The 14692-nt window shown below is 44.2% G+C and carries 11 protein-coding genes; all 11 read left to right on the top strand.

Translation table 11 applies throughout. The features are described from left to right. Window positions 1–32 precede the first annotated feature (32 nt). The 11 genes from DW251_RS02905 to DW251_RS02960 all read left to right on the top strand — a co-directional run bounded on the left by DW251_RS02905 (window position 33) and on the right by DW251_RS02960 (window position 14057). A complete protein-coding gene (locus DW251_RS02905) occupies window positions 33–674 on the top strand; it encodes an MBL fold metallo-hydrolase (protein ID WP_118300199.1) in 642 nt (213 codons plus the stop codon). 38 nt (window positions 675–712) lie between these two features. Continuing rightward, complete coding sequence (gene hemZ, locus DW251_RS02910) at window positions 713–2173, top strand: coproporphyrinogen dehydrogenase HemZ (RefSeq protein ID WP_021868660.1); 1461 nt, start codon at window positions 713–715, stop codon at window positions 2171–2173. An 83-nt stretch (window positions 2174–2256) separates the two neighbouring features. Next, window positions 2257–3522 carry a histidine--tRNA ligase gene (hisS, locus tag DW251_RS02915; protein WP_021868659.1) on the top strand — a complete coding sequence of 422 codons (1266 nt, stop codon included), beginning with the start codon at window positions 2257–2259 and terminating at the stop codon, window positions 3520–3522. A gap of 57 nt (window positions 3523–3579) precedes the next feature. Further along, on the top strand, window positions 3580–5376 hold the full coding sequence (aspS, locus tag DW251_RS02920) for an aspartate--tRNA ligase (RefSeq protein ID WP_021868658.1): 1797 nt from the start codon (window positions 3580–3582) through the stop codon (window positions 5374–5376). A gap of 244 nt (window positions 5377–5620) precedes the next feature. Then, window positions 5621–7324 carry an acetolactate synthase large subunit gene (locus tag DW251_RS02925; RefSeq protein WP_118300200.1) on the top strand — a complete coding sequence of 568 codons (1704 nt, stop codon included), beginning with the start codon at window positions 5621–5623 and terminating at the stop codon, window positions 7322–7324. A 307-nt stretch (window positions 7325–7631) separates the two neighbouring features. After that, window positions 7632–8600, top strand: a complete 969-nt coding sequence (locus tag DW251_RS02935; RefSeq protein ID WP_118300201.1) for a LysR family transcriptional regulator — start codon at window positions 7632–7634, stop codon at window positions 8598–8600. A gap of 111 nt (window positions 8601–8711) precedes the next feature. Next, window positions 8712–10112, top strand: a complete 1401-nt coding sequence (locus DW251_RS02940; protein ID WP_118300202.1) for a Na+/H+ antiporter NhaC family protein — start codon at window positions 8712–8714, stop codon at window positions 10110–10112. Between the two features lie 18 nt (window positions 10113–10130). Beyond that, window positions 10131–11306, top strand: coding sequence for a M20 family metallopeptidase (locus DW251_RS02945; RefSeq protein WP_021868654.1), 1176 nt, complete (start codon window positions 10131–10133; stop codon window positions 11304–11306). Between the two features lie 208 nt (window positions 11307–11514). Beyond that, window positions 11515–11874 carry a metalloregulator ArsR/SmtB family transcription factor gene (locus tag DW251_RS02950; protein WP_021868653.1) on the top strand — a complete coding sequence of 120 codons (360 nt, stop codon included), beginning with the start codon at window positions 11515–11517 and terminating at the stop codon, window positions 11872–11874. Window positions 11875–11941: 67 nt separating this feature from the next. Next, the gene (locus DW251_RS02955; protein WP_118300203.1) at window positions 11942–12160 is read left to right on the top strand and encodes a cation transporter; all 219 of its coding nucleotides are present in this window, start codon (window positions 11942–11944) and stop codon (window positions 12158–12160) included. A gap of 22 nt (window positions 12161–12182) precedes the next feature. After that, a complete protein-coding gene (locus tag DW251_RS02960) occupies window positions 12183–14057 on the top strand; it encodes a heavy metal translocating P-type ATPase (RefSeq protein ID WP_118300204.1) in 1875 nt (624 codons plus the stop codon). The last annotated feature ends 635 nt before the right edge of the window (window positions 14058–14692 follow it).

Raw genomic sequence — 14692 nt, forward strand, 5'->3', positions numbered from 1 at the left:
AGTGGCAGACAGTGCCATATAGAAGGAGAACTATGAGTAATTTCAGGATAAAGACCATGGTGCTTGGAATGGTGAGCACAAACTGCTATCTGGTCTACAACGACGATACCAAAGAAGGCGTAGTGGTAGACCCGGCAGATAATGGAGCCTATATTTTAAATAAATGCAGTGAACTGGGTGTAACACCGGTGGCAGTGCTTTTAACACATGGACATTTTGATCATATTATCGGAGTGCCTGAGGTAAAGCGGGCATTCCACATTCCTGTATATGCCTCTGAAACAGAAGATGCCATGCTGGCAGATACTTCTATTAATCTGTCCTGCCATGTGCCTGGAAAACAGACCAGTTTCCATGCAGATGTACTGGTCCATGACGGGGATGAATTAGAACTTTTAGGATATAAATGGAAAGTCATTGCAACACCTGGACATACAGCAGGTTCCGTCAGCTACTATATTCCGGAAGAAGAGGTACTTCTTTCCGGTGATACGCTGTTTTATGAGTCCTATGGCCGTACAGACCTGGCAACAGGAAGCAGCAGTGATATAGCGGATTCCCTTTTAAATAAATTATTTGTGCTTCCGGAAGATACTATGGTCTATCCGGGACATGGGGATCCAACTACCATTGGCTATGAAAAGGAGCACAATCCTATTCCGTATTACAGATAAGTACGAAAGAGGTACGATAGATAGAAAGCAGGAAGAAAATGATCGGATTATTAATACAGGATAATGCATATGAACAGGACATCAGAGAACTTCTGATGTCTTTTTATCCGGGTGAGACTTATGCCCATGAAGTAAAAGAGGGCGTTGATTTTTATGTACAGACCAGATTAGAGGACGGGGAAGCTGTTATTGGGATCTGGGAAAAACTAGAAAATGGGGAAGAACTGGAAGGCTGGACTCTGACTGCCCATTCCACAGGAAAAGCAGATCTCTCAGACCACTCTGCCACAAAAAACGTTATTAAAAAATTATTCTACCAGATGCTTGTAAAGCGTACTGGCCATGAACTTCCATGGGGTTCTCTTACAGGGATCCGTCCTACCAAGATCGCATTAAGCCGTCTGGAAGATGGATGGAAGGAAGAAGACATCCGCAAATTCATGAAAGAAACTTACATGACCAGCGATGAGAAGATCAATCTGAGCATTGAGATCGCAGCAAGGGAAAAACGTCTGTTAGAGCCGTTGGACTATGACAGAGGTTACAGCTTATATGTAGGTATCCCATTCTGCCCGACTACCTGCCTGTACTGCTCCTTCACTTCTTATCCTATCAGTAAGTGGAAAGGCCGTACCGGATTGTATCTGGAAGCCTTATTTAAGGAACTGGAATATACAGCGGAAAAGATGAAGGGAAGACCTCTTGATACCATTTATTTTGGAGGCGGTACACCGACTTCCCTGCCTGCAGAGGACATTGACGCTATCTTATGTAAATTAGAGCAGCTGTTTGATACAAAGAATGCGCTGGAATTCACCGTAGAAGCAGGACGTCCGGACAGCATTACAGAAGAAAAGTTAAAGGTTTTAGCTTCCCATGGCATCAGCCGTATTTCTATTAACCCACAGACCATGAACCAGAAGACCCTGGATCTCATCGGCCGCCGTCATACAGTAGAAAATGTAAAAGAAAAGTTCCACATTGCAAGAGAACTTGGCTTTGACAACATCAACATGGACCTGATCATGGGACTTCCAGGGGAAGATCTGGATGATGTAAAACATACATTAGAAGAGATCGAAGCCTTAAAACCAGACTCTCTGACCGTTCATTCTCTTGCTATTAAACGTGCTGCAAGACTGAACATGTTTAAGGAAGAATATGCGGACTTAAAGATCAACAACACACCGGAAATGATTGCTTTAAGTGAAGCCTGTGCCCGCAGAATGGGTATGGAACCATATTATCTCTACCGCCAGAAAAACATGGCAGGCAACTTTGAAAATGTAGGTTATTCTCTTCCGGGAAAGGCATGTATCTACAATATCCTGATCATGGAGGAGATGCAGACCATTGCTGCCTGCGGTGCAGGAACTACTACAAAAGTGGTATTCCCGTCTGAAAACAGAAGGGAACGCTGCGAGAATGTAAAGGAAGTAGAGCAGTATATCAGCCGGATCGATGAAATGATCGGGCGCAAGGAGAAGATTATTCACTAAAGGACTTGCAAAATCGGGAAAGTTCATTACAATAAAAAAGGAATAGTACAGATAGAGAACAGATAGAAAACAGGGAGAAAAATATGGCATTAACAAAGAAGCCGGTTACCGGCATGAAAGATATCACTCCTGCAGAGATGCAGATCCGCGAATATGTTATGAACCAGATCCGTGAGACCTACAAGGGCTTTGGTTTTTCACAGATCGAAACTCCTTGCGTGGAGCATATTGAGAACCTGACCAGCAAGCAGGGCGGTGATAATGAAAAGCTGATCTTTAAGATCTTAAAGAGAGGCGATAAGCTGAATTTAGAGACAGCAAAGGAAGAAAATGACCTGGCAGACAGCGGTCTTCGTTATGACCTGACACTGCCTCTGTCCCGTTATTATGCAAATAATGCGGCAAACCTTCCAAGTCCTTTTAAGGCATTACAGATGGGAAGCGTATGGAGAGCAGACCGTCCCCAGAAGGGTCGTTTCCGTCAGTTTACCCAGTGCGATATTGATATTTTAGGCGATCCTACCAATCTGGCTGAGATCGAGCTGATCCTGGCAACTACTACTGCATTAAGCAAGATCTGCCCGGACAATGCATTTACTGTAAGAATTAACGACAGAGGCATCCTTTTTGGCATGGCACGTTACTGCGGTTTTGCAGAAGAAGCTATGGACAGCGTTCTGATCACTCTGGACAAGATGGACAAGATTGGTTTTGAGGGTGTTGAGAAAGAACTTCTGGAAAATGGAAACGCTCCTGAAAGCGTAAGCCGTTATATGGAGATCCTTCGCACTGTTACCAATGATGCAGAAGGTGTTAAGAAGTTAGGAGAGACTTTAAAGGATGTAATGGATCCATCTGTATGCCAGGGATTGGTACACATTATGGAGACTGTAAAAGACGTAGCAGAGGCTGAATTTGGCCTTGTATTTGACCCGACTCTGGTACGTGGCATGTCCTACTATACAGGAACTATTTTCGAGGTTTCCATGGAAGGCTTCGGCGGTTCTGTAGCAGGCGGCGGAAGATATGACAAGATGATCGGCAAGTTTACCGGTATGGAGACACCTGCATGCGGCTTCTCCATTGGTTTTGAGCGTATCGTTACCATCCTCTTAGACAATGGATTTACGGTTCCTGGTGCTGGTGAGAAGAAAGCATTCCTCTTTGAAAAGGGAATTGACTCCGCTTCTTTAGCAGCTGTGATCCGTGAAGCAATGGAAGAGAGAAAGAAAGGCGTCCGCGTACTGGTAGCCCAGATGAACAAGAACAAGAAGTTCCAGAAGGAACAGCTTGGAAAAGAAGGCTATCAGGAGTTTAAGGAATTCTATAAAGAAAGCCTGAAACATTAATCGTACTTATATACAGTAGGGTAATTTATTAGTTAATAGCTATAAAGGAGAAAAATCATGGCAGAATCAATGGTAGGACTGAAGCGGTCCCACAGATGTACAGAAGTAACTTCTGCCCAGATCGGCGAGAAAGTAACCGTTATGGGCTGGGTTCAGAAGAGCAGAAACAAAGGCGGAATTATTTTCGTTGATTTAAGAGACCGTTCCGGTATCCTTCAGATCATTTTCGAGGAAAACGACTGCGGAACCGAAAACTTTGAGAAAGCTGAGAAATTAAGAAGTGAGTTCGTTATTGCAGTAGAAGGCCGTGTAGAAGCACGTTCCGGCGCTGTAAACGAAAACCTGGCTACAGGTGCCATCGAAGTAAGAGCAGAGTCCTTACGTATCCTGGCTGAGTCTGAGACTCCTCCTTTCCCAATTGAAGAAAAGAGCAAGACAAAAGAAGATCTGCGTCTGGAATACCGTTTCCTGGATCTTCGCCGTCCTGACATCCAGAGAAACCTGATGCTGCGCAGCCGCGTTGCTACTCTGACCCGTGCATTCCTGGCAGAAGAAGGATTTTTAGAGATCGAAACCCCAACTCTGATCAAGAGTACACCAGAAGGCGCAAGAGACTACCTGGTACCAAGCCGTGTACATCCAGGTTCTTTCTATGCACTGCCACAGTCTCCACAGCTGTTTAAGCAGTTACTGATGGTTTCCGGTTATGACCGTTACTTCCAGTTAGCACGCTGCTACCGTGATGAGGACCTTCGTGCAGACCGTCAGCCTGAGTTTACCCAGATCGATATGGAGCTTTCTTTCGTAGACGTAGATGACGTTTTAGACGTAAATGAGCGTCTGTTAAAGAAGCTGTTCAAAGAAGTCTGCAACTATGATCTGCAGCTGCCGATCCAGCGTATGACCTGGAGAGAAGCTATGGACCGTTTTGGTTCTGATAAGCCAGACCTTCGTTTCGGAATGGAATTAAAGAACGTTTCTGAAGTTGTTAAGGACTGCGAGTTCGTTGTATTTAAGAGCGCTTTAGAGAATGGTGGTTCTGTCCGCGGTATCAACGCAGAGGGACAGGGACATATGCCAAGAAAGAAGATCGATGCCTTAGTAGAGTACGCAAAGGGCTTCGGCGCAAAGGGCCTTGCTTATATTGCTATTAATGAAGACGGCACCTACAAGTCTTCCTTCGCTAAATTCATGAAGGATGAGGAAATGGCTGCTTTAGTTGCTGCTATGGATGGTAAGCCAGGTGACTTATTACTCTTTGCAGCTGACAGGGACAAGGTAGTATTTGATGTACTTGGCAACCTGCGTCTGGAACTGGCAAGACAGTTAGACCTGTTAAAGAAAGATGACTTTAAGTTCCTCTGGGTAACAGAGTTCCCGTTATTAGAGTACTCCGAAGAAGAAGGACGTTTCGTAGCAATGCATCATCCATTTACCATGCCTATGGATGAAGACCTTCAGTACATTGACTCCGATCCGGGAAGAGTACGTGCAAAGGCTTACGATATCGTATTAAACGGCGTAGAAATGGGCGGTGGTTCTGTCCGTATCCACCAGGCAGATATCCAGTCTAAGATGTTTGAAGTACTTGGCTTTACACCAGAAAGAGCAAATGACCAGTTTGGCTTCCTGTTAAAGGCATTTAAGTACGGAGTACCACCTCACGCAGGTCTGGCATATGGTTTCGACCGTATGATCATGTTAATGGTAGGCGCAGACAGCATCCGTGACGTAATTGCCTTCCCGAAGGTAAAAGATGCCTCCTGTCTTATGACAAAGGCACCAACTCCTGTAGATCCAAAGCAGTTAGAGGATCTGGGAATTGAAGTAATTCCGGAAGAAAAAGAAGAGTAAAAAGTTTGTGTCCATAAAACTCATGGATTATAATTAAAGAAAAATGCTGTACCCGGAACAATGATTTTCGTGTTGGAAAAAGAAGTTTTGGGATGCTATAATCCGTTTCAGAAAAAGAATCCAGAAAACATGAAACGGCAAAGAAGCCTCTGAAGAGTTAGATCTTCGGGGGCTTTTTCTGTTCTGTGGGGTCCATATATTATGGAAAACAAATCAGGATCAGATCAAAGGGAGGCAGCAGATCATGAGCGATCAGAAACAGACAAAAGAAAATGAAACAATGAATGCAGCACAGGTGTTAGTAAGATGCCTGGAAAATGAAGGAGTAGAATATGTTTTCGGTATTCCGGGAGAAGAAAATCTGGAGGTAATGCGGGCATTAAAGGATTCTAAGATCAAATTTATCACAGTCCGCCATGAGCAGGGCGCAGCTTTTATGGCTGATGTTTACGGTAAATTAAAAGGAAAAGCTGGTGTGTGCCTGGCAACCTTAGGCCCTGGTGCTACCAACCTGGTAACAGGTGTGGCAGATGCCAATACAGACGGCGCACCGCTGATCGCCATTACCGGCCAGGTAGGAACGGAGCGTATGCATCTCACATCCCACCAGTATCTGGATCTGGTAACGATGTTTACACCGATCACAAAGCGCAGCAAACAGGTGGTAAATCCGGATACTGTAAACGAGGTAGTCCGCATTGCCTTTAAATACGCAGAAAGCGAGAAACCAGGCGCCTGCCACATTGACCTGCCCTGCAATATTGCAGCTATGCCTGTAGAAAGTGAAGTGGGACGCCAGCCTTTAAAGCATCATAAGCCGAACCTGGAAATGGCAAGTATAGAAAGTCTGGAAGAGGCAGCAGGCCTGCTTTTCCAGGCAAAACGTCCAGTGATCCTTGCAGGACATTCTGCTATCCGAAATAAAGCGTCTAAGGCCCTGACAGAATTTGCGGAGAAACTGCATATTCCGGTGATCAATACTATGATGGCAAAGGGCATTATCCCCTGCGATAACCTATATTCTTTATGGACTATCGGTATTCCACAGAAAGACTACCAGAATATTGCTATTGAAGAGGCAGATCTGGTGATCGCAGTAGGCTATGATATTGTAGAATATGCACCTAATAAATGGAACAGCAAGGGAAATCACACCATTCTCCATATTGACGCAAGACCATGCCACATTAACAAGCTGTATCAGCCGGATGTAGAGGTCATCGGAGATCTGTCCTATTCTTTAAATCATATTGCCATGCGTTGTCATAGAAATGATAAACCTGAGTGGGCATTTAAGCTTCGTGATGAAATGCGTAAGGAGCATGAGGCTTATGCCAAAGATATGGAATTTCCTATGAAGCCCCAGAAAATCTTAAATGATGTGCGCAAGGTAATGGGAAAAGAAGATATCGTTATTTCTGATGTAGGTGCCCATAAAATGTGGATCGCAAGGCATTATAACTGTTATGAGCCAAATACCTGTATTATTTCCAATGGCTTTGCCACCATGGGAATTGCTGTTCCGGGTGCATTGGCAGCCAAGCTGATCAACCCGGATAAAAAGGTACTGGCGATTACTGGTGATGGCGGTTTTATGATGAACTGCCAGGAATTTGAGACTGCCCTGCGCACCGGAACTCCTTTTGTAACCCTGGTCTTTAATGATTGCAGCTATGGCCTGATCAAATGGAAAGAAGAAGACCGGTATGGAGAGAACTTCTATGTAGACTTTACCAACCCGGATTTTGTAAAATTCGCAGAAAGTATGCATGCCATCGGATATCGGATCAACAGTGCCGAAGAACTGATCCCGACTCTGGAAAAAGCATTTGAACAGAAGGTACCTGTTATCATTGACTGCCCGGTGGATTACCGGGAGAATACAAAGCTTACTGAGCATTTAAAGGAATTAATAAACTCATATCAGGCGCAGCAGCCTGAGGCATGATTCCAGAAGATATAAAGAATCATGGTCATTTAAACTAAGACCTGTTAGTTCTTCAATTTTTTTTAAACGGTATATAAGGGACTGCCGGTGGAGATTTAACTCCCGGGCAGTCTCGTTTTTGTTGTAATTACAACGGATGTATTGAGATAAAGTCAGCAGCAGTTCCTAGACAGAAATACTTTTGATCATTATGCTGTTTAAAGCAATAAATCTTGCCATTCTTTCGGATAATTAAGTATAATATATGAAATGATGTACTAGTACATGACAGAAGATAAAAAAGTCTCAGCACACAGGAGGCATGATCATGAATCTGAAGGAACAGGAATACGTCTGTGCACTGGCAGAAAACGGAACGATTACAGCAGCGGCAAAGGAGCTTTTTATTTCCCAGCCAGCATTAAGCATATACATTAACAATCTGGAAAAATCTCTGGGAGTCCGGTTATTTGAGCGGGTGGGAAAGCAATTTATCCTTACCTATGCAGGAGAGCAGTATGTGGAAAAGGCGAAGCTTATTTTGCAGCTGAGCCATGAACTGGATGAAAAATTAAAGGATATTACTGGAAATTACAGCGGACGCATCCGCATCGGGGTCCAGCTGCGCCGGGCAACCGGATTTTTGCCCCCTGTTATTGCCTCTTACGAAAAGGAGTTTCCGGGAGTGGAAGTGATCCTTTGTGAGGGAACCATGAAAGAATTAAAAGAAAGTATACAGAATTTTAAAGCAGATCTGCTTTTATGCAACAGTGTAGACCTGCCTCCCTATATGAATAGTTTTGTGGTATTTAAAGAACATCTTCTTATTGCTGTCCCAAAAGATCATCCCATCAATGAAAAGGCAGTCTGGGAAGAAGGAAAAGCCCTTCCAAGTCTGGAGCTTTTCTGGCTGAACGGGGAAAAGCTTATACTGGCAAAACAGAACCAGAGTATCCGCAGGGATTCAGAACGTATATTAAATAAAAATGGAGTAAGGCCGGGAAAAATACGGGAGATACGCAGCATAGAAACTGCCATGCAGATGGTAGGAGAAGGACTGGGGATCGGATTTAACCGGGAAAGCTATGTGATGTATATGAAAAAGCAGGAAAATGTGCGGTATTATTGTATGCGTAATATTGACAGCACCACTGATTTTGTGCTGGCATACCGGAAAGAAATGCCGGTGACCGGCTATATGCAGCGTATGATCGATATGCTTATGGAGCATGGAAAAGAATGTGAGAAGATTTTTCCACAGGTGATCCGGCAGCATGGATGTCAAAATGCCTTTTAATCCCAATATCGTCATTATTTATTAAATTTATATAAAGAATAAATAAAATTAAATATACTTCCATGCTTTAGCGTGATAAAATAATAAAAAAGTACGGAAGGAGTATTAAAAATGGCAGAAAAAAACAAAAAGACATTTAAAATGCCTCACACATTTGTGATCATGATGGTCATCATCCTGTTCGCAACCTTACTGACCTGGATCATTCCGGCAGGACAGTATGTGCGTGTGGAAAACGCAGACGGAGTAAAGGTAGTAGACCCGAACCAGTTCTCCTTTATTGACCGCTGTCCAGTTAACCCACTTCTGATCCCTCTTTACATTGTAAATTCCATGTGTAAGAGAGTGGATCTGATGTTAGTCATCATCTTCTCAGGCGGTGCGTTTGACCTGATCAGCAAATCCGGCGCTCTTCATTCTGCAGTAGCCCGTGTTGCAAAGGTATTTCAGAACCGTCTGTATATCTTTATCCCGATCATGACTACCATCTTTGCGTTGATCTGTACCACCCAGGGTGTAAACCAGTTCATCGCATTTGCTCCTGTAGTTGTAATGATCACTCTGGCAATGGGACTTGACTCCATCGTTGGTGCGGCGATCATCCTGTTAGGTGGCGCAGTTGGTTTTGCAACCGGTACTGTAAATCCAAGTACCACTGTTGTTGCCCAGAAGATCGCAGAACTGCCGCTGTTTTCAGGAATCCAGTACCGTGCAGTCTGCTTTGTGGTATTCCTTATTATTACCAATATTTATCTGGTAAGATATGCTTTAAAGATCCGCAAGAATCCAGAGTTAAGCCCAATGTATGACCTGGACAGCCAGAATGAGCAGAAAGACCTGGATATTGACTCTTTCGGAACCATGGATGTAAGAAAAACCCTGATCATCATCGCTCTGGTTGCAGCTTTAGCTGGTATGGTAGTTGGTTCTGTTAAGTTTGGCTGGGATATGCCGGAGCTGGCATCTGTATTCGTAGGACTTGGTATTGTAGTTGGATTTATTGCAGGAGAAACACCTTCTAATATGTCAAAGGTATTTGTTGAAGGCTGTAAAAAGATGCTGACAGCTGCTATGATCATCGGCCTTGCAAGTGCAATTGCAAGTATCATGAGTGCAGGAAAGATCGTAGATACTGTTGTATATGGTTTAGCTTCCTGCTTACAGCATACACCGGGCTTCTTAATGGCTCCTGCAATGTATATTGCAAATACACTGATCAACTGTGTGATCGTATCTGGCAGTGGACAGGCGGCAGCGATCATGCCGATCATGATCCCATTATCTGACCTGTTAGGCGTTACCCGTCAGACCAGTGTTCTGGCATATAATTTCGGTGATGGTTTCTGTAACTATATTCTGCCTCATTCTACTGCTCTTATGGGTATCATCAGTGCTGTTAACATCCCATATGACCGTTGGATGAAGTTCATGTGGAAATTGTTCCTGATCTGGGCAGTTACAGCATGTATTATGACAGCAATTGCCCAGGGTATCCATTTAGGACCGATGTAATGTCCGGAGGGAAATTTTATGACAACGAAAAATGAATTATTTGAAAAAATTGAAGCACAGAAAGAAAAACTGTGGGAAATGGCTGATTTTATCTTTGACCATCCGGAATACAGAGGCAAAGAATATCAGGCATGTGATCTTTTAACAAAATATCTTACAGATAATGGGTTTTCTGTAGAAAAAAGCGTAGGTGGATATGAGACTTCCTTCCGTGCAGAGTGGAAACATGGGGAAGGCGGTCCTGTGATCGGTATCCTTTGTGAGTATGACGCTTTAGAGGGCTTAGGACATGGATGCGGCCATCATATGCAGGGACCGTCCTGTTTAGGCGCAGCAGTTGCTTTAAAGGAATGTGCAGGAGAAGAGCCATTTACACTGGTAGTTTATGGCACACCGGCAGAGGAAACCCTTGGTTCTAAGTGTGATATGATCAAGAATGGCTGTTTCCACGAGCTGGATGCAGCGTTTATGATGCATGGAAGCCCGACTACCTGTACAGATGTAAAGTGCCTGGCAGACCAGTCCTTTAGGGTTACTTTCCATGGAAAACGTGCCCATGCAGCACTGGCTCCGGAACAGGGACGCAGCGCTTTTGATGCTCTTTTAGTAGCATTTAATGGTATTGAATTTTTAAGAGAGCATGTGCCGGATGATGTGCGTATGCATTATACCGTAGCAGAGCTTCCGGGACCGGCTAATGTAGTGCCTGTAAAGTCCGTAGGTAAGTTTTCCCTGCGTTCTTTCTCCAAGGAAGAGTTAAAGGGTGTTGTAAGCCGTTTTAAGGACATTATCAAGGGTGCAGCACTGATCGCAGGTGTTGATTATGAATTAGAGCAGACCAGCGATTTCTACAATAAGATCCCGGTTCTTAAGTTAAATGAGCTTCTTATGGAAAATGCCAAACTGGCAGGTGCTCCAAGACTGGCACCACCAAGAGAAAAGACTGGTTCCACTGATTTTGGAAACGTTATGTATGAGATTCCAGGTTCCTGTATCCGTGTAGCTTTCGTACCGGAAGGTACATCTTCCCACTCTCAGGAATTTGTAGATGCAGGAAAGACACAGGCTGCAAGAGACTGCATCCTCTATGGCGCCAAGTCCATTGCCGGAGCTTCTATGGATCTGATCACAAAGCCGGAGCTGATGGATGAAGTAAAGGCTGAGTTTGCAGAAAACAAGAAAAAGTTCAAATAAAAAGAATAAGTAAGAACATCATATTGATCCCGGTAAGACGGACTGTGAATAAAAGCAGAATGTCTTACCGGGATTTTATGATGCCAGGGTTAAAATTTCAGAAAACATATTGACATTTATATGGGTTGTATTATAATGCAGATATAAACATATGAACAATTATTCATATAAAACACTTATGTGAATACAAAGGAAAGGAGCACCGCCTATGGCATTAAACGATGTGGAACACTGCGAAGCATGTCAGATCCACGAAGACGTGGTAAAAGCAGTGACAGACCATATGCCGGATGAAGACCAGCTATATGATCTGGCTGAGGTTTTTAAGGTATTTGGGGATTCTACCAGGATAAAGATCCTTTATGTGCTGTTTGAGGCTGAACTGTGTGTCTGTGATATTGCCCAGTTGCTTAATATGACCCAGTCTGCTATTTCCCATCAGCTGAGAATCTTAAAGCAGAACCGTCTTGTAAAGAACCGCAGGGACGGAAAATCCGTTTTTTATTCCCTTGCAGATAGTCATGTGAAGACGATCATCAGTCAGGGAATGGAACATATCCAGGAGTAATGAAGGGATATAGTAAATGAAAGAGCTGTTTTATTAAAAAATATTTTATATCAGGAGGAATAAAACTATGAAGAAGAAATTTAAACTGATGGATCTGGACTGCGCTAACTGTGCTGCAAAGATGGAGGACGCTATTAAAAAAATTGACGGCGTAAATGATGCAACAGTCAGCTTTATGATGCAGAAACTGACTTTGGATGCAGATGATGACCGTTTTGATGAGATCCTGAAAGAAGCAGCAGAGATCTGTAAGAAAGTAGAACCGGATTGCAAGATCGTTATGTAATCTGCTATATAAGGAGATGGCCATGACTAAGAAACAGAAAGACATGCTGAAGCGTATTCTGGTGACGGCAGTGCTGTATGTGGCACTGGTGGCAGCAGATCATATGAAAATGATCTCGGCAGTATTTACAGGCTGGAAGATGCTATTTTTGTATCTCATCCCTTATTTTGTGATCGGCTGGGATATCCTTTATAAGGCAGTAAGGAATATTAAAAATGGCCAGGTTTTTGATGAGAATTTTCTCATGGCAGTAGCGACCATTGGTGCCTTTGGAGTAAATGAATATTCTGAGGCAGTGGCTGTTATGCTGTTTTATCAGGTGGGCGAGCTGTTCCAGAGTTATGCAGTAAACCGTTCCCGCCAGTCTATTACAGATCTGATGGATATCTGTCCGGAATATGCCAATATTGAGGAAGACGGGCAGTTAAAGCAGGTAGATCCGGATGATGTGGAAGTTGGCGATATTATCGTGATCAAGCCTGGTGAGAAGATCCCGTTGGACGGCAAGGTTGTTTTTGGTGAGTCTATGGTGGATACTTCTGCACTGACTGGTGAGTCTGTTCCGAGAAGAGTGAAGGAAGGGGACGATCTGGTAAGCGGCTGCGTCAATGGAAATGGGCTTTTGAGAGCGGAAGTTACCAAAGAGTTTGATGACTCCACGGTAGCAAAGATCCTGGAACTGGTGGAAAATGCCAGCAGTAAAAAGGCTCATGTGGAGAATTTTATTACCCGGTTTGCAAGGTATTATACTCCGGCTGTTGTGATCGGCGCAGTTGTTCTGGCTGTGATCCCGCCTTTGTTTTTAGGCCAGTCATGGGCTGAATGGGTACGCAGGGCATGTACTTTCCTGGTTATCTCCTGCCCTTGTGCGCTGGTTATTTCGGTTCCTATGAGTTTCTTCTCTGGTATCGGTGCGGCTTCTAAGAAGGGCGTTCTGGTGAAGGGAAGTAACTACCTGGAGACGATGGCAAAGCTGCATACGGTGGTATTTGATAAGACTGGTACGCTGACTAAGGGCGAGTTTAAGGTAGCTGAGATCCACAGTGTTGACGGAGATGAGAAAAAGCAGAGTATGGTTTTGGAACTGGCTGCGCTGGCTGAAAGTTATTCGGATCATCCAATCTCACGGTCTATCAGGGATGCCTGGGGTAAGAAACTGGATCAGAGCAGAGTGAGTGATGCTGAGGAAATTTCTGGTCATGGCGTGAAGGTTAAGATTGACGGGAAGACAGTGCTTGCCGGTAATGGAAAGCTGATGGATAAGGAAGGAATTTCTTATACAGAGTGTGCTTCTGTTGGTACGGTTGTGTATGTGGCAGAGGAAGGAAAGTTCCTTGGATCTATTGTAATTGCAGATGGTATTAAGGATGGCGTAAAGGACGCGATCCGAAGCCTGAAGCGTGCCGGTGTTTCTAAGACCGTGATGCTGACCGGCGATAAGCGGAATGTGGCTGAGGCTGTGGCAAAGGAGATTGGACTGGATGAGGTTCATGCGGAACTGCTTCCCGGTGACAAGGTGGATCGGGTGGAGGCGCTGTTGAAGGCACTTCCGGAAGGCAGAAAGCTGGCTTTTGTTGGTGATGGTATTAATGATGCGCCGGTGCTTTCCAGAGCGGATGTGGGAATTGCTATGGGAAGTATGGGATCGGATGCGGCAATTGAGGCTGCGGATGTGGTGCTCATGGATGATGATCCGAGAAAGATTGCGGATATTGTAAGGATCTCCAGAAAGACCATGGGAATCGTTATGCAGAATATTGTGTTTGCACTGGGCGTTAAGTTTGTAGTATTGGCTATGGGCGCTTTTGGTGTGGCGAATATGTGGGAAGCGGTTTTTGCGGATGTTGGAGTTTCGGTTATTGCGATCCTGAATGCTATGAGGGCGTTGCGGGCCTAAAGAGTCGTGACAGGCTGGAAACTGGCAGCTGTGAGGTTGTGAATCGTGCAAGAAACGGCCTTACATTTCACTTATCATTGTCCACTGGCTTTCGATTTGCACCTGTTCGCCTGCATCGGACTTTGTCCGCTGCATTCGGACAGCTGCACTCAAGATGTGGACAATTGATAAGTGAAATGACGGCCTGTGTGGTCCATGATAAAATTTTAAATTGCGCGAAGTGCGTAATAAAGCTCCTGTAGGGAATAGTTAGTGTTCTTTACAGGAGCTTTTATAGTGTGCCGACCGGTGTCGTGCTTCCACCCCGCTTATGGCGGGGTGAAAACACTGGTTTTAATGGTTTGGCCAGGTGTTCTGTCATCCTGGTCTCTTTGGCTTCCAGTCGCCGTTTTCCGCACTGGTAGGCATACAGCAGGGAAATTTCTAAATTCTGCAACATTTTAAAAGACCTGGCTGTATATAGAGTAGAAAGGTAATAAAACCTAATATTTTGATACCAGGGTCAAAAGGTCATAAATCCGATGCAAGCTTGCTTGCATGAGGATTTTTGAACTTGGGACCCGCCAAAAACATGAGTAAGAAGCCATTTTTTGAAGAAAAATGAGCGGATTACGAATGTTTTTAGAATTGCGAGA

Origin of the sequence: Clostridium sp. AM22-11AC (assembly GCF_003473545.1) — a bacterium.
Classification (GTDB): domain Bacteria; phylum Bacillota; class Clostridia; order Lachnospirales; family Lachnospiraceae; genus Enterocloster.

What these genes read in the sequence shown, in the direction of transcription:
- DW251_RS02940 (WP_118300202.1), top strand. Translation starts at nt 8,712, where the DNA reads ATGGCAGAAAAAAACAAAAAGACATTTAAAATGCCTCACACATTTGTG.
- aspS (WP_021868658.1), top strand. Translation starts at nt 3,580, where the DNA reads ATGGCAGAATCAATGGTAGGACTGAAGCGGTCCCACAGATGTACAGAA.
- hemZ (WP_021868660.1), top strand. Translation starts at nt 713, where the DNA reads ATGATCGGATTATTAATACAGGATAATGCATATGAACAGGACATCAGA.
- DW251_RS02945 (WP_021868654.1), top strand. Translation starts at nt 10,131, where the DNA reads ATGACAACGAAAAATGAATTATTTGAAAAAATTGAAGCACAGAAAGAA.
- DW251_RS02935 (WP_118300201.1), top strand. Translation starts at nt 7,632, where the DNA reads ATGAATCTGAAGGAACAGGAATACGTCTGTGCACTGGCAGAAAACGGA.
- DW251_RS02955 (WP_118300203.1), top strand. Translation starts at nt 11,942, where the DNA reads ATGAAGAAGAAATTTAAACTGATGGATCTGGACTGCGCTAACTGTGCT.
- DW251_RS02950 (WP_021868653.1), top strand. Translation starts at nt 11,515, where the DNA reads ATGGCATTAAACGATGTGGAACACTGCGAAGCATGTCAGATCCACGAA.
- DW251_RS02960 (WP_118300204.1), top strand. Translation starts at nt 12,183, where the DNA reads ATGACTAAGAAACAGAAAGACATGCTGAAGCGTATTCTGGTGACGGCA.
- DW251_RS02925 (WP_118300200.1), top strand. Translation starts at nt 5,621, where the DNA reads ATGAGCGATCAGAAACAGACAAAAGAAAATGAAACAATGAATGCAGCA.
- DW251_RS02905 (WP_118300199.1), top strand. Translation starts at nt 33, where the DNA reads ATGAGTAATTTCAGGATAAAGACCATGGTGCTTGGAATGGTGAGCACA.
- hisS (WP_021868659.1), top strand. Translation starts at nt 2,257, where the DNA reads ATGGCATTAACAAAGAAGCCGGTTACCGGCATGAAAGATATCACTCCT.